This is a genomic window from Anaerovirgula multivorans (assembly GCF_900188145.1).
In the GTDB taxonomy this organism is placed as follows: Bacteria; Bacillota; Clostridia; order Peptostreptococcales; family Natronincolaceae; genus Anaerovirgula; species Anaerovirgula multivorans.
In genome coordinates this window covers 69,567-87,192 of the sequence record NZ_FZOJ01000002.1, presented here as the reverse complement: position 1 = coordinate 87,192, position 17,626 = coordinate 69,567, and the positions used below count along the sequence as shown (strand labels likewise).

At 34.2% G+C, this 17,626-nt stretch carries 33 protein-coding genes and 1 riboswitch; of the genes, 28 read left to right on the top strand and 5 right to left on the bottom strand.

Annotated features, from left to right (window positions below; translation table 11 throughout):
* Positions 1-293: 293 nt before the first annotated feature.
* Positions 294-383, top strand: a riboswitch (cyclic di-GMP riboswitch).
* A 145-nt stretch (positions 384-528) separates the two neighbouring features.
* Complete coding sequence (locus tag CHB72_RS02570) at positions 529-1,923, top strand: hypothetical protein (protein WP_089281312.1); 1,395 nt, start codon at positions 529-531, stop codon at positions 1,921-1,923.
* A gap of 112 nt (positions 1,924-2,035) precedes the next feature.
* The gene (locus CHB72_RS02565) at positions 2,036-2,209 is read left to right on the top strand and encodes an EAL domain-containing protein (RefSeq protein ID WP_330396971.1); all 174 of its coding nucleotides are present in this window, start codon (positions 2,036-2,038) and stop codon (positions 2,207-2,209) included.
* Positions 2,210-2,258: 49 nt separating this feature from the next.
* On the opposite strand, the gene CHB72_RS02560 is transcribed toward CHB72_RS02565, so the two are convergent.
* The 5 genes from CHB72_RS02560 to CHB72_RS02540 all read right to left on the bottom strand — a co-directional run bounded on the left by CHB72_RS02560 (position 2,259) and on the right by CHB72_RS02540 (position 6,267).
* Entirely contained in the window at positions 2,259-3,086 is an 828-nt protein-coding gene (locus tag CHB72_RS02560; protein WP_089281310.1) for an ABC transporter permease, read from the bottom strand.
* Positions 3,076-3,249 carry a sulfonate/nitrate/taurine transporter ATP-binding protein gene (locus tag CHB72_RS02555; protein ID WP_089281508.1) on the bottom strand — a complete coding sequence of 58 codons (174 nt, stop codon included), beginning with the start codon at positions 3,247-3,249 and terminating at the stop codon, positions 3,076-3,078. Before CHB72_RS02555 ends, CHB72_RS02560 begins: the two co-directional genes overlap by 11 nt.
* 31 nt (positions 3,250-3,280) lie before the next feature.
* Positions 3,281-4,882: a recombinase family protein gene (locus CHB72_RS02550; protein WP_089281309.1), complete on the bottom strand. Its 1,602-nt coding sequence runs from the start codon at positions 4,880-4,882 to the stop codon at positions 3,281-3,283.
* 57 nt (positions 4,883-4,939) lie between these two features.
* Entirely contained in the window at positions 4,940-5,530 is a 591-nt protein-coding gene (locus tag CHB72_RS02545; RefSeq protein ID WP_089281308.1) for a hypothetical protein, read from the bottom strand.
* Between the two features lie 323 nt (positions 5,531-5,853).
* The gene (locus tag CHB72_RS02540) at positions 5,854-6,267 is read right to left on the bottom strand and encodes a helix-turn-helix domain-containing protein (RefSeq protein ID WP_089281307.1); all 414 of its coding nucleotides are present in this window, start codon (positions 6,265-6,267) and stop codon (positions 5,854-5,856) included.
* A gap of 172 nt (positions 6,268-6,439) precedes the next feature.
* Here CHB72_RS02540 and CHB72_RS02535 point away from each other — a divergent pair, with 172 nt between their 5' ends.
* The 26 genes from CHB72_RS02535 (at position 6,440) to CHB72_RS02440 (ending at position 17,620) form a co-directional block, all read left to right on the top strand.
* On the top strand, positions 6,440-6,679 hold the full coding sequence (locus CHB72_RS02535; RefSeq protein ID WP_089281306.1) for a helix-turn-helix domain-containing protein: 240 nt from the start codon (positions 6,440-6,442) through the stop codon (positions 6,677-6,679).
* Between the two features lie 20 nt (positions 6,680-6,699).
* Positions 6,700-7,455 carry a phage antirepressor KilAC domain-containing protein gene (locus CHB72_RS02530; protein ID WP_089281305.1) on the top strand — a complete coding sequence of 252 codons (756 nt, stop codon included), beginning with the start codon at positions 6,700-6,702 and terminating at the stop codon, positions 7,453-7,455.
* Between the two features lie 41 nt (positions 7,456-7,496).
* A complete protein-coding gene (locus tag CHB72_RS26230; protein WP_176431156.1) occupies positions 7,497-7,664 on the top strand; it encodes a hypothetical protein in 168 nt (55 codons plus the stop codon).
* A gap of 166 nt (positions 7,665-7,830) precedes the next feature.
* Positions 7,831-7,986 (top strand): hypothetical protein, encoded by a 156-nt coding sequence (locus tag CHB72_RS26225; protein WP_176431155.1) that lies wholly within the window; start codon positions 7,831-7,833, stop codon positions 7,984-7,986.
* 44 nt (positions 7,987-8,030) lie between these two features.
* Positions 8,031-8,480, top strand: coding sequence for a hypothetical protein (locus tag CHB72_RS02525; protein ID WP_089281304.1), 450 nt, complete (start codon positions 8,031-8,033; stop codon positions 8,478-8,480).
* Between the two features lie 320 nt (positions 8,481-8,800).
* Entirely contained in the window at positions 8,801-9,058 is a 258-nt protein-coding gene (locus tag CHB72_RS02515) for a helix-turn-helix domain-containing protein (RefSeq protein WP_089281302.1), read from the top strand.
* 10 nt (positions 9,059-9,068) lie between these two features.
* Complete coding sequence (locus CHB72_RS02510; RefSeq protein ID WP_089281301.1) at positions 9,069-9,293, top strand: hypothetical protein; 225 nt, start codon at positions 9,069-9,071, stop codon at positions 9,291-9,293.
* Between the two features lie 149 nt (positions 9,294-9,442).
* Positions 9,443-9,760, top strand: a complete 318-nt coding sequence (locus CHB72_RS02505; protein ID WP_089281300.1) for a hypothetical protein — start codon at positions 9,443-9,445, stop codon at positions 9,758-9,760.
* Positions 9,760-10,572 (top strand): RecT family recombinase, encoded by an 813-nt coding sequence (locus tag CHB72_RS02500; RefSeq protein ID WP_089281299.1) that lies wholly within the window; start codon positions 9,760-9,762, stop codon positions 10,570-10,572. The genes CHB72_RS02505 and CHB72_RS02500 overlap by 1 nt, the downstream gene beginning before the upstream one ends.
* Positions 10,553-11,344 carry a PD-(D/E)XK nuclease-like domain-containing protein gene (locus tag CHB72_RS02495; RefSeq protein WP_207652475.1) on the top strand — a complete coding sequence of 264 codons (792 nt, stop codon included), beginning with the start codon at positions 10,553-10,555 and terminating at the stop codon, positions 11,342-11,344. Before CHB72_RS02500 ends, CHB72_RS02495 begins: the two co-directional genes overlap by 20 nt.
* A gap of 21 nt (positions 11,345-11,365) precedes the next feature.
* On the top strand, positions 11,366-11,659 hold the full coding sequence (locus CHB72_RS02490; RefSeq protein WP_089281297.1) for a potassium-transporting ATPase subunit C: 294 nt from the start codon (positions 11,366-11,368) through the stop codon (positions 11,657-11,659).
* A gap of 64 nt (positions 11,660-11,723) precedes the next feature.
* Positions 11,724-12,608 (top strand): DUF4373 domain-containing protein, encoded by an 885-nt coding sequence (locus tag CHB72_RS02485; RefSeq protein ID WP_089281296.1) that lies wholly within the window; start codon positions 11,724-11,726, stop codon positions 12,606-12,608.
* The gene (locus CHB72_RS02480) at positions 12,514-13,275 is read left to right on the top strand and encodes an ATP-binding protein (RefSeq protein WP_089281295.1); all 762 of its coding nucleotides are present in this window, start codon (positions 12,514-12,516) and stop codon (positions 13,273-13,275) included. The genes CHB72_RS02485 and CHB72_RS02480 overlap by 95 nt, the downstream gene beginning before the upstream one ends.
* Positions 13,276-13,357: 82 nt before the next feature.
* Positions 13,358-14,143 carry an adenine nucleotide alpha hydrolase family protein gene (locus tag CHB72_RS02475; protein ID WP_089281294.1) on the top strand — a complete coding sequence of 262 codons (786 nt, stop codon included), beginning with the start codon at positions 13,358-13,360 and terminating at the stop codon, positions 14,141-14,143.
* A gap of 66 nt (positions 14,144-14,209) precedes the next feature.
* Positions 14,210-14,383 (top strand): hypothetical protein, encoded by a 174-nt coding sequence (locus CHB72_RS02470; protein WP_242975010.1) that lies wholly within the window; start codon positions 14,210-14,212, stop codon positions 14,381-14,383.
* A 140-nt stretch (positions 14,384-14,523) separates the two neighbouring features.
* On the top strand, positions 14,524-14,829 hold the full coding sequence (locus tag CHB72_RS02465; RefSeq protein ID WP_089281293.1) for a hypothetical protein: 306 nt from the start codon (positions 14,524-14,526) through the stop codon (positions 14,827-14,829).
* Between the two features lie 61 nt (positions 14,830-14,890).
* Positions 14,891-15,016, top strand: coding sequence for a hypothetical protein (locus CHB72_RS27680; RefSeq protein WP_278277801.1), 126 nt, complete (start codon positions 14,891-14,893; stop codon positions 15,014-15,016).
* Positions 15,009-15,161, top strand: coding sequence for a hypothetical protein (locus CHB72_RS26215; RefSeq protein WP_176431153.1), 153 nt, complete (start codon positions 15,009-15,011; stop codon positions 15,159-15,161). Before CHB72_RS27680 ends, CHB72_RS26215 begins: the two co-directional genes overlap by 8 nt.
* A complete protein-coding gene (locus CHB72_RS02460) occupies positions 15,158-15,568 on the top strand; it encodes a single-stranded DNA-binding protein (RefSeq protein WP_089281292.1) in 411 nt (136 codons plus the stop codon). The genes CHB72_RS26215 and CHB72_RS02460 overlap by 4 nt, the downstream gene beginning before the upstream one ends.
* Before the next feature lie 46 nt (positions 15,569-15,614).
* Positions 15,615-15,812: a hypothetical protein gene (locus tag CHB72_RS02455; RefSeq protein ID WP_089281291.1), complete on the top strand. Its 198-nt coding sequence runs from the start codon at positions 15,615-15,617 to the stop codon at positions 15,810-15,812.
* A 36-nt stretch (positions 15,813-15,848) separates the two neighbouring features.
* Complete coding sequence (locus CHB72_RS26210) at positions 15,849-16,010, top strand: hypothetical protein (protein ID WP_176431152.1); 162 nt, start codon at positions 15,849-15,851, stop codon at positions 16,008-16,010.
* Positions 16,011-16,346 (top strand): nucleoside triphosphate pyrophosphohydrolase family protein, encoded by a 336-nt coding sequence (locus tag CHB72_RS02450; protein ID WP_089281290.1) that lies wholly within the window; start codon positions 16,011-16,013, stop codon positions 16,344-16,346.
* 253 nt (positions 16,347-16,599) lie between these two features.
* Positions 16,600-16,773 carry a hypothetical protein gene (locus tag CHB72_RS26200; RefSeq protein ID WP_176431150.1) on the top strand — a complete coding sequence of 58 codons (174 nt, stop codon included), beginning with the start codon at positions 16,600-16,602 and terminating at the stop codon, positions 16,771-16,773.
* Entirely contained in the window at positions 16,774-17,106 is a 333-nt protein-coding gene (locus tag CHB72_RS02445) for a hypothetical protein (RefSeq protein WP_089281289.1), read from the top strand.
* Positions 17,107-17,118: 12 nt separating this feature from the next.
* Positions 17,119-17,271 carry a hypothetical protein gene (locus CHB72_RS26195; protein WP_176431149.1) on the top strand — a complete coding sequence of 51 codons (153 nt, stop codon included), beginning with the start codon at positions 17,119-17,121 and terminating at the stop codon, positions 17,269-17,271.
* A complete protein-coding gene (locus CHB72_RS02440; protein ID WP_207652474.1) occupies positions 17,246-17,620 on the top strand; it encodes a putative HNHc nuclease in 375 nt (124 codons plus the stop codon). Before CHB72_RS26195 ends, CHB72_RS02440 begins: the two co-directional genes overlap by 26 nt.
* Positions 17,621-17,626 lie beyond the last annotated feature (6 nt).

Sequence of the window (17,626 nt, the reverse complement as noted above, 5' to 3'; positions counted from 1 at the left end):
TTATACAACGTGAAAGTAGATAACCCAAATCTTTGATTTGGTGTTAGTCACTTATACAACGTGAAAGTAGATAACCCAAATCTTTGATTTGGTGTTAGTCACTTAGTTTCTTCACCTAAAGAGGGAGTCCTAGCAATACGGCAAAGGATAAATAGGATACTTGTTGGATTTTGTAAAAAAAAGACGAATTTTGTTGAAAAATACGTCTTTATATGGTAATATCAAAACAAGAAAAAAATGAGATGAAATATTATTTTAGATAAAATAGTAGTTAGCTTTTACATATAATCACATATTGATAATAGCAAACTCATTGAAAAATGAGGACGCAAAGCTATGGATCTAAGGGAAAGTATTGTTCCTATGATTGCCAGGTTGCCAAAATGTATCAGATTAACATGCTATTAATCTAATAGGCACCTGAGGCAAAGGTGTTTTTATTTTTTTGAACAACACTCAGGAATAAATATGATTAAAGTATAGATTAGTAACATCAAAGACAAATTTACAAGTAAGGTAGGTTTTATAATGGCCAGTAAATATATTTATAAATTTGATATTCACGATATATTTAAAACCAGTGACGAACAAAAGATTTTTATTGGCTCTCCAAAAGATAACAGCAATCAATTTGTTATAATTAATATTTTGAATGAAAAAAGATTCTTACAGCAGGAAGTGAAGGAGCAGTTACAATTATTAGATAATTTAGTATATTTTGAGGAACTAAATGAAGGGATAGTACTTGCTACTAGCTTTAATAAAGATGTATATTTAACGGAATATATTAAAGAAAACAAATTAAGTATAGAAGACCGCTTTAATCTGGCTTATCAGTACTTAAAGGGAATAACGAAATATGATAACTTTACAAATGATATTAAGAGTATGTTGGTTGAAGAGTCTCAATTAACTATAAGAGAAGGAAGTTTATTGTTCAATGAATTGTTGTTCATAGATGAGGATTCAATTGATAATAATAGTGAATTTAACTTTAAGAGAGTTGCCCAGGAGGTAGGAGCTGTACTCAAAATAATTACTCTTTCCAATGCATCTTTTCTCAATATGAAATTCAATGCTCCACACGAAATGATAGGATTTATAAATGATCTAGAATATGGTAATCATCAGTTTCAAAACTTAAGTGAGATATTTAATCATTTTGATGGGTTTTATGGCAGGGTTGTATATCCTAAGCATATCACAGGAGAAATAGATGAGTTATGGAAAAAAGAGTATAATATCAGCAAGAAAAGACAATTTAAGAAAAAACAACCTGCTGGTTTGATTATAGCCATTGTAGGTATAATTTTCATCGGATTGACCATTGCTATGTTAGTAATTGGTGCAGGCGGCAAGTCTAAAGCTATGGATGATGTGTTTGAAGAGCCTATTGCTTACCTTGAGGAAAATTCAATGGAGACTAGTGGGGAATTTACTAATGATAGCAGCATCTCTAACCATAGTAACGAAAAAAGTGAAGACCTAAATCAATACAATGAAGTCAGTTATAGCCAAGAAATTCTTGAAAAATACGATATTTCTTATTTAACACCGGAATTTGCTGCAATTGATATGAATGTATTTCGAAGTGGAGAATATGCTGTAAAGCTTATAGGTGATAGGAAAAATCCTGTTAAAAATTTTTCTTTAAACAATGTCAATATACGTGAAAATTCTGTTATTTCCCTATGGATTATGGCAGACGTATTAGAAGAGATCAAATTATCATTTCAAGGATATAAAAGTAATGACGATTTAAAATTTGAGAAATATCTATACTATACTCCGAAAGTATTGGAAGAATGGGAAATGATCCATTTTGATCTAACTGCTGAAGAAATCACTAAGATAGAAATAGCTATACTCAATAATAATGCAACCATTTGGATCGATGACATAAAAATAGACTCCTACAAATAAGAGGGACTATAATCAGATGTATCTACTGCAGAAAAAAACCTTCCACTACAATAAAATTATGAAGGTTTCATTCTGTTTTGGTCTTCTACAAAAATATTTTAGGCAGACATAGATATATATCATTACCATAGCTCAATCTATGAAGATTAAAATTACAGCAGAAGGAGTAGAGTCAATAGAACAGCTTAAACATCTTCAAGAAAGAGGATGTGATTCGATACAAGGATATCTAATTAGTAAGCCGATGGAACCCGGAATCCCATTTAGTAGAAGAGATGTTTCATAAAGATAATAGGTAGTAGTGTTATGAACTCGTTTCAGTTATTGAAACGAGTTCATTGCCTCCATTTTAAAAATCTATTTTCCAACCATACAATCATTTGATACATTAAAGCAGTAGCTATAGCAAGAATGATTACACCTGCCATAACGATATCTAATCTAAAGACCTGCCCTCCATAAACAATCAAGTAACCTAAACCTGCTTTAGAAACCAAGAATTCTCCCACGATAACCCCTACCCAGGACATTCCGATATTGATTTTCATGGTGTTTATCATAGTAGGGATACTGGAAGGAAAGACTACCTTCTGTAATATTTGAAATTTATTGGCACCAAAGGTCTTTAACATCTTAATTTTCTCTTCATCTACTTCCTTAAACCCATTGTAGGTAGCTAAGATAGTAACAACGATAGAGATAGTCAATGCAGTTACAATAATTCCCCGAATACCGGCACCAGCCCAAATAATGATGATGGGCCCTAAGGCTATTTTAGGCAAAGCATTTAAAACTACCAGATACGGATCTAATACTTTGGCTACAAAGTCTGACCACCAAAGCATAATAGCAATAATTGTTCCTAAAACTGTCCCGATTAAAAACCCCATGATAGCTTCAAAAACAGAAATACCTGTGTGTCTAAAAATAGAACCATCCTTCATAAGATTAACAATTAAGCTAAAAATAGCTGTAGGCTTACTGATGAAAAAAGAATCGACCCATTTGAATGTGGCTGCAACCTCCCATAATAAAAGAAAGCCTATCAAAACCCCTATTTGAGATAGCTTTATTTTAAAACGATGTTGCTGCACTCCTTTGAGATATTCAATATGGCTGGAGGAGTATTCGCTGCTATTTTCTAGAGATTTATTACTTAACATATACATCTAACTCCTTCCATATTTTATTAAAATAATACCTAAACTCAGGGGCTTCACGACCCTTTAAGGGAGTACGCTGTCCCTCTGTGCAGGTTAGCTCAATATGATAGATATTTTTAATGTAGGATGGACGATTAGAAAGTACAATTACTCTGTCTGCCATAGATATAGCTTCTGCGATATACAATAAATGGCTACCGAAGTTGAGCGTCTAAATGTTCACCATCCCAAGTGATACGCTTGAAAATAGCCTGCACAACTCTTCTTTTTCCGAATATATCTAGATCATCATACGAATTATTGAAGATATCTATATACTGCATAATCAGCTTTTTGTTTTCTTCTTCAAGTAGAGATAGGTCTTTTTCTTCCTCAATACTGGATAACTTTTTTCTCAACTCGTTAATTTGATTATCGAGTGTTTCTATTTGCTGAATTATATATGTTGAAGCTGTAGAGCCTTGATTTTCTGATAGCTGCATAGTTAAGTTTTCGATAGATTTTTTATTCTTTTCAATTTGGGACTCGATATTTTCCCTTTGATTTTCAACTTTGTTTCCGGACTTTCCTGTTTTCTTTTCTTGCTCTTTGAGTTGTTTCCACAGGGGCCCTTTTCTTTTCCCAGCTGCTTTGATAGCATTTTCGATTATCATATCCGCATCAGTACCATTTGCATTTTTCACATTACATCTAGTGCCTTTAGATTGCTCCTTCCTTCTGCATTTGTAATAGTAGTGTTTTACTTCTCCGCCAACGTATTTTAGAGTAATCCTCATCCTAGAACCACAAGAACAATAAAGGATAGGTCCTATTACTCCATGTTCTCCTGTGCCAGTCCTGGGAGCCTTCTTCGAATTTTTTTCTAGTGCCTCCTGGACTCTTGCCCATTTTCTAGAATCTATTATACCTTTATGCTTCCCCACAACAACTACCTGCTCCGATATATCTTTAATTTTATGAGCCTTATTTCGTCTATTTTGGTACTTATTATAGAGAAATATACCATTACCCCTATACTCATCTTTTTTATTCGCTATGTCGTATTCTCGACTCTCAAACCACTCAAATAAATAATCATCAGACTTGACATATACAGGATTAGTCAAAATAATTTTTAGTGCTGCCATATCGAAGTCATTACCGTTTTTGGACTTGATATTGCTTTCAAGGGTCCAAGAATGTAACTTAGAAATTGAATCAAACTCAAGATATTTCTTGAATAAAATTTCGACTAATTCTAATTCATTCTCTACAGGTATCAGATTAGTATAGCTTCTTTTCTGCATCTTATCATCGAAATAACTTTCTCTTTCTCCCTTGAAACCAGTAGGGGCTTTTCCTCCTAACCACCTACCAGTACGAGCCAGTCGCATCATATTATCTTTAATACGCTCCGCGATAGTCTCCCTTTCAAGTTGTGCAAATACAGAGGATATGTACATCATAGCCCGTCCCATAGGGGTAGATGTGTCAAATTGTTCCTTGATAGACACGAAAGCAACGTCGTTTTCTTCAAGGACTTCCATGGTAGAGGAAAAGTCTACAATACTTCTGCTGATACGATCTAGTCTATAACAAACCAAAACATCAAAATGTCCTTTCTTAATACTTTCCATCATCTTCTGAAATTGAGGTCGGTCTGTATTGCCGCCGCTAAATCCTTCATCCTCAAAAACTATTGATTCCGAACTAGGAAAATGAATGTTGATATACTCTCTACACATTTGAATTTGATTTTCTACTGAATCTCCCTTGCCTGTGAACTTTGATTTCCTTGAATATATAGCTATCTTCATAATGTATCCCCCGAAGTTTTTAATTTAATTATAACAAAAGAAAAAGCCCTTGTGGGCTTAGTTATTAAATGCAGGATGCTCCCAGTAGTCATTAGCTATCTTAGGAATGTTGTTATAATCAAAATTGCTCCAATTAATTTTATTTGCTATTTCTTTATTTATACTAACAATCATTACGTTTTTTGTTTCTTCATTGCCGTATGTATCAACTAGTGGTAATTGCCAAATAAGAGTAACTTCTTCTATTTCATCGTGATTATATAACTCTTCTAAAATTTCTACAGAATCTTTATGTATAGTACTTTTTGTCATATTAGTTGTTAGATTTTCATTAGCTACTAATGTAATATCTATTGTTTTATTGTCATTTTCTAAATCTTCTATTGTTATATCAATTATCCTGTCATGCTTCATATTTGTCTGTTCCCCTAAATTATCGACGATGATATTTTTAACAATATCATTTATAGTCAATTCTATTTCTTCTACAATATCTTCCACTTCTCCTGTGTCAATTTCCGAAGATGCAGGATTTTCTTGAGGTACTTCTTCATCATCTGATAAGATTCCACCAATAGCGGCTAAGACCAAGAAAATCATAATTCCTATAAACCATTTCTTTTTGTAAAAAGGTTTTTTCTCTGACATTTTTTTATTTCTCCTTCCTTTTTTATATATTATAGGCTAAAAACAAAGGTCTTTAGTCCTATTTATCTATTTTTGCCCGCTAAAAGTTCTGAAAGTTCGTACAATGTAATAAACGGGGTGATTCCAATGCGCACATAAAAAATTAATATTTTCATTGTTTTTAATAGAAGAAAATGCTAAAATAAAAACAGAACATATGTTTGGTGCGTTTTTCTTAAAAAGGGGGAATGTTCATGCAAAATTTATATGATTACATATATGATGAAACATTCGATTTAAACGATGAAGAATTCAAAGAATTTATAGACTCATATTTAATTGATTCATTTGTCTCTATATCTTTTGAGCGTAGCCTTGAAAATATCCATTAGATATTCAATTGTATCTTCGTCAACAACATCGTCCTCTTTGATGATGTTGTTTTTTATTAGAGCGTTCTTTAAATATTCTATTCTTTCTTCTTTAGTCATTTTATATTTATTTTGTTCTCTAGTTCTGTATTGAGAAGATTCTTCTTTGACTATATCATCTAAATACCCCGCTTCTTCCATAAGCTTTGCATAAGCTACACCTAAAGGACCTGAAATTTTCTTCAATGTATCAGGAGAAGGTTTTTTTCTTTCGCCTGATTCTATTTTAGAAATTTCTGTATTACTAACTCCAGAATACAAAGATAATTGCCTTTGAGACATATCCTTTTTTTCGCGAGTACTTCTTATAAACTCACCTAAACTCAATTTTATCACCTCTAATATATATTGTAACCGTTGTGTTTCCAATCGGAAATAGAAAAAATATTTTTTTTAAAAAAAACGTAATTAATAGTTGACAGTTGGAACGACGTATAGTAGAATGTAATTAATAGATGACATTGATAGATTACAATAACTTTAGAAGGGAGGGAGTAGTATGATTCCAAACACTAGATACATTTTAAAACTAATGCAAAAGAAAAATTGGAGTGATGCCGATTTAGCTAGGCAAATGAAGGTTGATAAATCAACTGTTTCAAGATTTTTTAACGGACAGCGTGGAGCAGGAAAAACTTTTATTGCTGGCCTAATAAGAGCATTTCCAAGTGAGTCAATTGACAAGCTGTTTTTTTTAGAAAGACCGTCATCTATTGTTGACACCAAAAGAGTTAATTAAATATCGAAAGGGGACTGATGATGAAAGAATTACAGATTTTTAAAAACCAAGAATTTGGACAAGTAAGGGTTTTAGAGAAAGATGGAGAACCGTGGTTTGTGGCAAAAGATGTGTGTGAGATTCTGGAAATAAAGAATACTACAGATGCATTAAAAAGACTAGATAATGATGAGGTGACTAGATTGAATCTAGGGGGCTTATCTGGAGATTCAAACTTAGTAAATGAATACGGATTATACAGTTTAGTTTTAGGAAGCAGAAAGAAGGAAGCGAAAAAATTCAAAAGATGGATCACGCATGAAGTAATTCCTAGCATAAGAAAACATGGGGCCTACATGACTACGGAAACAATAGAAAAAACTCTAAACGACCCCGACTTTATTATCGGACTAGCCACAAAGTTAAAAGAGGAACAGGAAAGAAACAAGATGCTACAAGATAAAATTGTAGAGGACAAACCTTTTACTAACTTTGGAAAATCAATAGCTCATTCAAGTGATTGTATCACTATAGGAGAGTTTGCAAAAGTGCTAAGAAATAAAGGGATAAACATTGGCAGAAATAGACTGTTCGATTGGTTAAGAGATAATAGTTTCTTAATCAAGACGGGTAGAGAAAGAAATAATCCTCAACAAAGATATGTCGAGCAAGGATTGTTTCAAATAAAAGAAAGTGTTATTCATGCTATCGATGGAGATATGGTTAGGACTACAACACTTTTAACTGGAAAAGGTCAAATGTATTTTCTTAATAAACTTCAACAAATAGCTTCATAGTACAATCCAGCAACAACATAGTATATACGGGGGTGGGTGATATGGAGCTAAGAATAATCCCAGGGACTAAAACTATAGAAGAACATCTTGCTATTTTCATGGCAAATGAAATAGACAGGAAAATATCTGACTTACCGCATCAAGTACAGAAGAATATTTATAAGAATGTACTTAAGGAGTTAGAAAAGGATGTTAGAGAGGAGGAATAACCATGAAGCTATTCCTGTTTTAGAAGAGGTTTAAAGGCGGGACGATATCGGACAGGCATATCAGACGATGCCTAGGGGTGAATTATTAAATTAATTATAACATCAAAATAGCGGTTGTGCTTTGCAAAGTGTGCAATTGCAGAAATTGCAAAAAGGAGGGTTTGATATGGAGAAAACACAAGCTATCGGATACATGATAATGGCAGCTAAAGATATGGGGCTAGACAAAGAAACAATCAACAAGTTGAAAATAAAAATGGAAGAAAACATAGACACGTGGACAGAAGAATTTGCAGATAGTGAATATGAGGGTTTTATATAGCGACATGGTTTTTAGAAAATGCGACAAAGAGAAAGGGTGAGAAAATGAAATATTTAGTGTTGTGTAATAGACACAATAGTATTTATGGTGATAATTGGGGTTTATTTTGGGGATTTAGAGAGAGTGAGGGGGGTTATACATCTGATTTAAGGGTTGCACATAGATTTACCGAAGAAGAAATTAAAAAATTTCAAGATGATAAAGATGATATACCAATACCTATAGATGTATTATGCATATCAGAAAAGTATGAAAGTGAAGAAACTATAAATAAAAACATATCGGTGTTAATAGAGAAAGGCACTTTAAATAAATTACTAGACTTAAAATTAAAGCCTTTATTTAAGGAAGAAGAAGTATGCTGTGATGATTGTGAACACACAGAAAATGAAGGTGGAGAAGGTTTTAATTATTGCACAAATGATGAAAGCGAATATTATGGTGATTGCGTTCAAGACTTATGCACTTCATGTAATTGCTTTGAGCCTGCATAGTGTGTCGCATTTCAAAATCAAGTTGCAGCTATTTTTAATTATATGTAACTAAGCGAGGTGAGAACATTGAAGATAATTAATAAACTTAGAAAAATGTCTAGTAAAGAATTAGCTGAATTTTTTCATTACAAAATTACTTCTAGTGATTGCTGTGATTGTATACTTAATAACCTTGATAAAATGAAGTTTTGCAAAAGAGAAGAAAGAGGTTGTATAGAGAGCATACAAACTTACTTAGAAAGTAAAGAAGATTAGTACACATTACAATTACTAGATGTTATTAAATATAAACCAAAGAAAAAGAGAGGAGATTGATAAAAATGACTATAGGTCAAGCAATTAAACAAGTGAGAGTTGAGAAAGGTTACAGATTGGAGGATATTGCAGTAATGACAAACTTAGATACAAGCACTATAAGCAGGATAGAGAGTAGGGATAGGGTGGATTTGGACAAGGTGGTATCCATAGCGGAGGTATTAGGTAGTAATGAACCTTTAAAAGCAGCTTGCCAAAACTGCCCTGTAGCCAAGCAACTTTACGATTGTGATTGTCTATCGAATAAGAAATTACTGAATTAAGGGGGATATTATGGGGATTTGGGTTAGAAGTCAAGATAGAAAATGTTTAAAGCAGTGTAATAATTTATTTGTTTTAGGGAAAAGCGTTTGTGAAGATGATTACAAAAACGAAGATATACAACCATATTTGGTGTTAGGAGAATATGCAACAAAAGAAAGAGCAATGGAAGTGCTAGAAACTATTCAACTACTAATAGAAACAGGTGTTAAAAGTATTAAAATGCCAAAGGAGTGAAAACCATGAGGAAATACGTATTAGTAGGCACTGTTAAAGAATTTAAGGAGTACTTACAGCAGGAAATGAGAAAAGCCCATGCCGGGAAGCAATAAGGGCTTTAGAAAATCTTATTAAGTAGAGTATACCATATCGGGGAGGTAAAAACAATGATAAACACATATGTACACATTATGTTAGATAGAGAAGAAAAAATTGAAATAAAAGTATCGGATGAAAGAGAAAGTGAAGGTAGAAAATACAGAGTATTAAATATACAAGAAAACCTAATTTTCATGACGGATGAACAACTTGAAAAATTACTAACTACTATAGATGAAGCCTTAAACGAGGTTACTATCAATGATTTAGAAAATCGCATTGCAGAGTTAGAAGATCAGTTGCATGATGATAACTTCCACCTAAGGAAAAGACTCGAAGAAGCGGAATATCACAGGGACAGCTTATTAGAAAGGAGAGGTGCATAGTGGATGCAAAACATCTAACTGTAGTACATCAAAATTTGAATACATTGCTTAAAGCTAAAGCAGATGCGTTACCAAAGGGGTTTAATCAAACGAGGTTTTTACAAAACTGCATGACAGTCCTGCAGGATACCAAAGATATTGAATCGGTAGAACCGAAGAGTGTGGCTAGAACAATGTTGAAAGGTGCTTTTCTAGGATTAGATTTTTTTAACAAAGAATGCTATGCCATTGTTTATAACAAGAAGGCAGGGAATTCATGGATTAAAACATTGGAATTTCAAACGGATTATAAGGGCGAAATTAAACTGGCTAAAAAATATAGTATCAACACTATTAAAGATATATATGCAAAGTTAGTCAGGGAGGGTGATGAGTTTGAAGAGGGAGTCAAAGATGGTAAGCAAGTTATCAACTTTAAGCCCAAACCTTTTAATAATAACAAAATATTAGGTGCATTTGCTGTGGCATATTACGAAAATGGCTCCATGATCTATGACACCATGAGTGTAGAAGAGATAGAATCTGTAAAAAAAGCATATGCAAAAGCAGATAAAGAAGGCAAATATTCTAAGGCATGGATTGAGTCTACTGGCGAAATGTACAAGAAAACAGTTTTAAGAAGGCTTTGCAAACTAATTGAGCTTGACTTTGACACTATAGAGCAGAAACAAGCTTTTGACGAAGGTAGCGGCATGGAGTTTAAGCAAGAGGGCAAGACAGACAAGCCTAAATCTTCACTAGAAGCTGAATTTGTAGAAGCAGAATATGAAGAAGTGGAGGAGAGTGAGACTAGTGAAGTTGTTGAGGAATGATTATTTTAGTACTGAGGCTAATCGCAAATTTATGTCGGTTAGCCAGTACAAAGCCTTTTTAGATTGCGAAGCTAGGACCATGGCAGAACTGAACAAAGAACATCATAGAGAAGAAAAGGAATGTTTTATTGAGGGGAAATACTTACATGCTTGGAATGAGGGCAAGTTAGAAGAATTTAAACTAGAAAATCCCAGTCTAAATTCTTCCAGGGGAGAAACCAAAGGACAGTTAAAAGCTAATTATAAAATTCTCAATGAAATGATCAAAACTTTAGAAACAGATAAGTTATGCATGATGGCACTCGAAGGAGAAAAAGAAGTCGTTATGACCGCAGAATTATTCGGTATTCCGTGGAAAATCATGATAGACAACTATAACCCTTCTAAGAAACGTTTCAGCGATTTAAAGGCCGTTCAGAGCCTCCATAAGCGGCATTATAATCACAAGGAAGGTATAAGCCAAAACTTCGTTGAGTTTTACGGATACACCACTCAAATTGCTGTCTATAGTGAAGTGATTAGGATTAGCACCAGTATGGTTGATTACATGGAAGGGTTATTGGTGGCAGCTACAAAAGAAAACCCACCAGATAAGGCTGTCATAAGCTTTGACGTTGACACGATAGAACACGAGTTGATGAAGATTGAAAGCAACATCGAAAGGATTATAAAAGTTAAGAATGGAGATTTGGAGCCAGAGAGTTGCGGCAGGTGCGATTTTTGCAAATCTAACAAAAAGTTAACTGGGGTTATTCATTACTCTGAATTATAGAATTATAGAAGGAGGTTTAATATGATGTTCAAACATTGGAGCGACATTTATCCTCATAATGTAAATGCAAGTGTCCTACTGCTGGATGGGAAAATATACAATTGGAAAATCGGGAATCAATGGTGGGAGGATCCTGCTTATGTAAAAGTTAGGCTTTCAGATTATATAGAGAAGAAAGATAGATTTACTGTAAAAAACAAAGCATTTCAAGTAAATAACGATTTTGAGCACAATAGAATATTTGAGCACGATGCAAAGGAATGGTTTAAACAATTTGAAATACATGAAAAACACATAGGTTCGCCACCATTTTAATCGGTAATTAAGGGGGAATTTCATGAGAGAGAAGATTAATGTTTTAAGGGGGAGGGGGGAGTAGATGAAGGAAGCTTATTATTTTTCACATGATAGCAATGCAAGGCATGACCCTAAAATTTTAGCAATGAGAAGTGTCTATGGTTCAGAAGGTTATGGCTGGTACTGGATGATCGTGGAGCTTCTTCGAGAGCAAGAAAACTATAAATTAAAGCTTAACAAGCATATCTATAATGCATTAGCAATGCAGATGCAATGCACCGCAGAGCAAGCGCAATGCTACATAAATGATTGCATAAATGACTTTGAATTATTTGCTAGTGATGACAATTTTCTATGGTCAAACTCATTACTAAAGCGTATGCAAGTTAAGGAGCAAAAGTCAGAAAAAGCCAGGAAAGCAGCAGAGGCGCGTTGGAATAAACCAAGTGATTCCAATAGCTTTGATAACGCAAAAGAAGAAGAAGAAAATATAGATGCAGATGCAATGCAACCGCAATGCAACCGCAATGCTATAAAAGAAAAGAAAAGAAAAGAAAGTAAAGAAAATAAAAGTAAATATACTAATACCTTTGAGCATCTTTGGAGCTTATATCCTAGGAAGAAAGGAAAGGGGCAAGTAAGTGATACTAAAAAGAAAGAACTTCACGAGATAGGCATTGAGCATCTCGAAAGATGTATTAGTAGATTTAAGCAGGATATGATGAGGGAAAACCGACCTATAGAAAAATATCCTTATGGATCGACCTTTTTTAATAGCGGCTATGTAGATTATCTAGATGAAAATTACACGAATGAAATAGTAGCCAGTTGCGAGAAAGGTGGTGGGAAAATTGGAAACGAGCAGCCTTCTAATGAAAAAAGTTCAAGAGCGCCTAGATTCGATAAAAGCAAATACCTTGCAACAGGAGGAACAGGAGAACCTAAAGACTACGGAGACCTTATATAGATGTCCTAAATGTCAAGATAGAGAATTTATAATCAATGGGAATTCTGCTAGACCTTGCGAGTGTCAAGAGTTGCGTCGATACGAAAGAATACTTGAAGCATCGGGCATATCACAGGCTTTTAAACAAAAGACGTTTAAAAATTTCAGCGCAGATAACAAATCAAACGAAATTAAGATAGCAAAACAGACAGCTATGGAATATGTCATGGGTTTTGAAGAAATATCAAAACAAGTTAGCAACTCTATAGCATTTTTAGGGCAAGTTGGATCAGGTAAAACCCACTTATCCATAGCTATAGCAAATAATCTAATGAAAAAGCTGGTGCCAGTGCTTTATATGCCATATCGGGATGTCATTACACACCTTAAGCAATGCATAACTGATGAAGTAAACTATCAAAGGGAAATCGCTAAGTATAAAACAGCTAGCGTATTGATGGTAGACGATCTTTACAAAGGCAGAATTTCTGCATCTGATACTAATATTATGTTTGAAATTATCAACTACAGATATCTTAAAGGTTTGCCTGTCGTTATTTCCAGCGAACTTAACACAGATAAAATACTAGACATTGACGAGGGTATCGGCAGCAGAATAATACAAATGTGCAAAGGTCGGTTGATTGAATTGCAAGGAGCAAATCTTAACCATAGGCTTACTAGTTAGTATTACTGATAATGCATCTTGGTAGGCAGGGGAGGATATGACGTAGCATTTAGATTATACGCAACAAAAGGAGTGATTAAATTTGAATATAGTATCTTTCGGAGGCGGTACAAATAGTACAGCTATGCTAATAGGAATGTATGAGAGAAAAATACCAGTTGATTTAATTTTATTTGCAGACACTGGAGCTGAAATGCCATATACATATAAATACGTGGAGATTATGAATAGATGGCTAAAAAATCACGATATGCCAGAAATAACTGTTGTTAGAAATTTAGACGAGGATGGAAATAGAGTAACCTTAGAAGAACATTGTCTGCATTATAAAAATCTTCCGTCTATAGCGTATGGTCGCAAGCAATGCTCTGTAAGATTCAAAGTTGCTCCACAGGACAAATTTTGCAATAACTATGAGGCATTTAAGCAAATATGGAGCAATGGTGAGAAGGTGAATAAATATATAGGTTATGATGCTGGTGAGGAACGCAGAAAGTCAAATGCTTTTGTATATGATCTTCAAGACAAAAAATATAAAAAAGTATATGCATTAATCGATTGGGGATGGCACAGGGAAGATTGCATCAGAAAAATACAAGAATACAGACTACCATTGCCAGGTAAATCTTCTTGCTTCTTTTGCCCAAGCATGAAAAAGCATGAAATTAAAAAGCTTAAAAAAGAGCACCCAGAACTATACAGCAGAGCGATAAGCATAGAAAGAAATGCAAAAGGCAATCTTTTGACGATTCAAGGACTCGGAAGAAATTATAGTTGGGAAGACTTTATCAATGGGGTTGAATCACAAGTATCTATATGTGGTGTTCTAGGAGAGTTGGATATAGCTTGTGATTGCTACGATGGTTAAGTCGTATAACAAATATGGGAGGTAATAAAAAGTGAAAATAGGCGAGTTAGATATGTGGTGTGGCGAATGCACTTAATAGACTATTGTGGAGAACCTTATTCTGATATTACAATATGTTGCGAAGAAAGATTTAAAGGTATAGATGAAAAAATGCTATATGAATTACTTGAAACATCTAGTAAAAAAAGCATAAAAGCAAGATTAAACGATGCTTACAAAAAAATTGTATTGGAGGGTTAAACATGGAAGATTACAGGGATTGTCTAGCGTGTGGACATTCAATGCTAACGGATTGTGACGATAGATTATATTGCGTTCTGCACGAGAAAATCGTTAGAGAAGATGACGTTTGTACGGAATTTAAGGAGGAGGGTTAAAAAATGGGTAAAAACTGCGACAACTGTTTCTGGGCAGATAGTTACGGCGCGTTTTGTGTATACGAGTTAAACAGGCCATCTAATAATTTCTGTAAAATGCACTCTTCCAAGTGCGAATGCGGGCATAAAGCTGAATATACGTATAATGGAAAGTTAATTTGTTCAGATTGTTTGTTAGAAAAATTTAGCGTAGAAAGAAAGTCTTTCACGATGACAAATTATTACTATAACGGGGACTATCTAGGAAATGACGAAGTCTTAGATGAAGTTATTTGCAACTTAGATGAAGATATTGAAAAACTAGATTAGTTGCATATAACAATTATGGGAGGTTGAAAGAATTGAAAAGCCAGAGGGGGATTCGTAGGGCATGAACCAACAAGCATGGAATCTAGCAAAACAAATAGCAGACAACAGTATAGACGGACGAGATTATCATGAGTTATTAGGCGGTGGGATAGAGTTGATTGAGAAGGAGGGGGAAAATAATGCCTGATATGGCTAAAGTAAGAGAATTTTTAGAAGTAATGAATCGGATAGCAATATACCTAGATGATGATGAAATAAGCGATATAGGATTAATTTTACTTAGGGCAACAAAGAGGATGGAGAAAGAGACAAAGGAGAGTGAAAAGGAATGAATACAGTAGTTATGATTGGTCGCATGGCAAAAGACCCTGAATTACGCTTCACAGCAAGCGGAAAAGCAGTAGCTGCCTTTAGCATAGCAGTTAATAGACCTTTTTCAAAAACAAATGAAGCTGATTTTTTCAACGTTGTAGTATGGAAAAAAACTGCGGAAAACTGTGCAAACTACTTAGCTAAAGGGAGATTAGTAGGCATTGAGGGAAGGTTGCAGACGAGATCCTACGAAACTCAAAATGGTGAAAAAAGGTATGTTACGGAGATTGTAGCTAACCAAATAGAATTTTTAGAGTGGGGCAAGAAAGAATCTCAAGAAGATTTCAACGGTAAATTGAGTGATTCCGACATTGACTTAGATGATTTTCAAGTTATAGATGATTCGGATGAATCTGTTCCATTCTAAGACACAGCATTTTGATTAGGCGAAATAAATAAGGAGGTAAATATTAATGAAAAATGAAAAATGGTATGTTCTTAAACGTGGGTCAATTAATAATACTAAAAAGAAAAATGGACTTGCACAGGCTTGCGTAATGGGTAATGAGGGCATTGCTCTTACTAAAGATGATTGTGGAGAGATTCTTTGTGAAGGTGATTACAAAACTTGCGAAACCTATTACAGTAATTGGGTTAGAAAACACAATTAAGTCGCATTACAATATTAAGGCGAAAGGGGAATCACCATGCTACCAAGCAAAGAAGAATTCAAACGTGAAATATTTGCAAGGAAAGCAAAACGAGAGAAGAAAAAGGAAACAGAATACAGTATGTATCTGTATGAGCAAAAGCAAAGGGCAAAACAGTGTTATAGGGGATTTGGTAAGAAGTATAGAGGGGGAAATTAAATGATTGATATAAAACTACCGGTGCTGGAGAAAGACCACGACTGGAATGAACATTTGAAGAAGCTTAGAGAGGAATCGTATGAACTAAGGACGGCTATAGAGATACTAGACTACTCTTCAAAATGCAAAGACAAAACTGTATTGAAGGATGAACAGGCGGCGGCAGAATGTGTATTGAGTGAGGCATTAGATGTTATACAGGTTGCTATAGGCATCATTGAAAAGATACTAGAAAAGTATCCCAAAGCTTTAAAATCTGCTGTGATGATGCATGTTGAGAAGCTTAAAGGCCGAGGGTGGAAGTTTAGGAAGATGTTGAAAATAGAGGAAGAATAGGGGGGATTTGATGGGGTAAGAACTTATAACGCAGGTAAGAAGTGGACAGACGAAAAAGAAGCTTTGCTAATCAAGTTAATTAAGCGGGGAGCATCTATATTCACCTTTGGAATCATTGAATATGAAAACGGGGTAGTCACTGAATGTTATCCTTATGAAATTAAATTTACAGATGGAAAATTTAAAGAATATTACTTTACGGATTAAATAGCATAACAATTATCTAGGCGCAGTAAAAAAAAGGTGGGATGATATGAGTCTATTAGAAGAAATACTCAAAGATAAAAACAACGAACCGCCATGTAACAATTGTGAACATCTCGTATTTCCTAAAAAAAATTTACCATTTTGTAAAGTAAAAGATAAAATCATACTTCCTAGTTTTCCTCCTAATGAATGTGAATTGCAAATAGAAAGGGTGGAGTAGATGAAACAAAATATAAATACAGAACAATTGAACACATATTTAGAGTTAAAAGTAGAAAATGGAGTTGCTAATCTAAATTTTGAAAAGCAAAGAAAATTAAATAAAGCACTTGGAATTGAAAGCAAAAGAAATTATCCTCCTACTCACTTAATCGACATAGGTAAAATGATTGAGATATTAGAAAAAGAGTGCATTTTAGTAGCTTGTACATTTAGCAATACAGAGTGGGTTGTTTACATTAAACTCTATAAAGAAGATGAAATTATAGAACTAGATTTCAAAAAGCATGTACTATGTGATGCACTATGGAAAGCCATTAAACAAGTATTATAAGGCGGTGAGCCTATGAACGAATATGCGGAGATACTGAAATACAAAAGTACAGATAAAGGGACTATGCTTGTAGTCGTAGTCCCTGATAAAGATATAGGAGATTATCTCAAGAGATTTGCCAAGGATGGATTACTACTGCATGGAAAGCGGAGAAGAACATTTTAGTTTGGCAGATTGCTCTATGACCACAGCTAGGCACTATATAAGCTATTTAATTGAGTTTTGCTTCCAGTGGGATATTTCTTTTATGGGAAAAGGATTAGATAGGACGGATGATATAGACAGGTATTTGTGGGCTTGCATCAAGTTTAAAAAATGCAGTCTCTGCGGAAAGCCTGCCGATATTCATCATTGGGATGCAATAGGTATGGGAAATGATAGAAAGACCCTAGATGATAGCTTGCATAGAAAAATAGCGTTATGCCGGGAGCATCATACTGAGGTACACACTATTGGAAGAGATAGTTTCGGAGCTAAGCATAAAGTTTATGGGATTATCTTTACTGAGGATTAAGGGGGA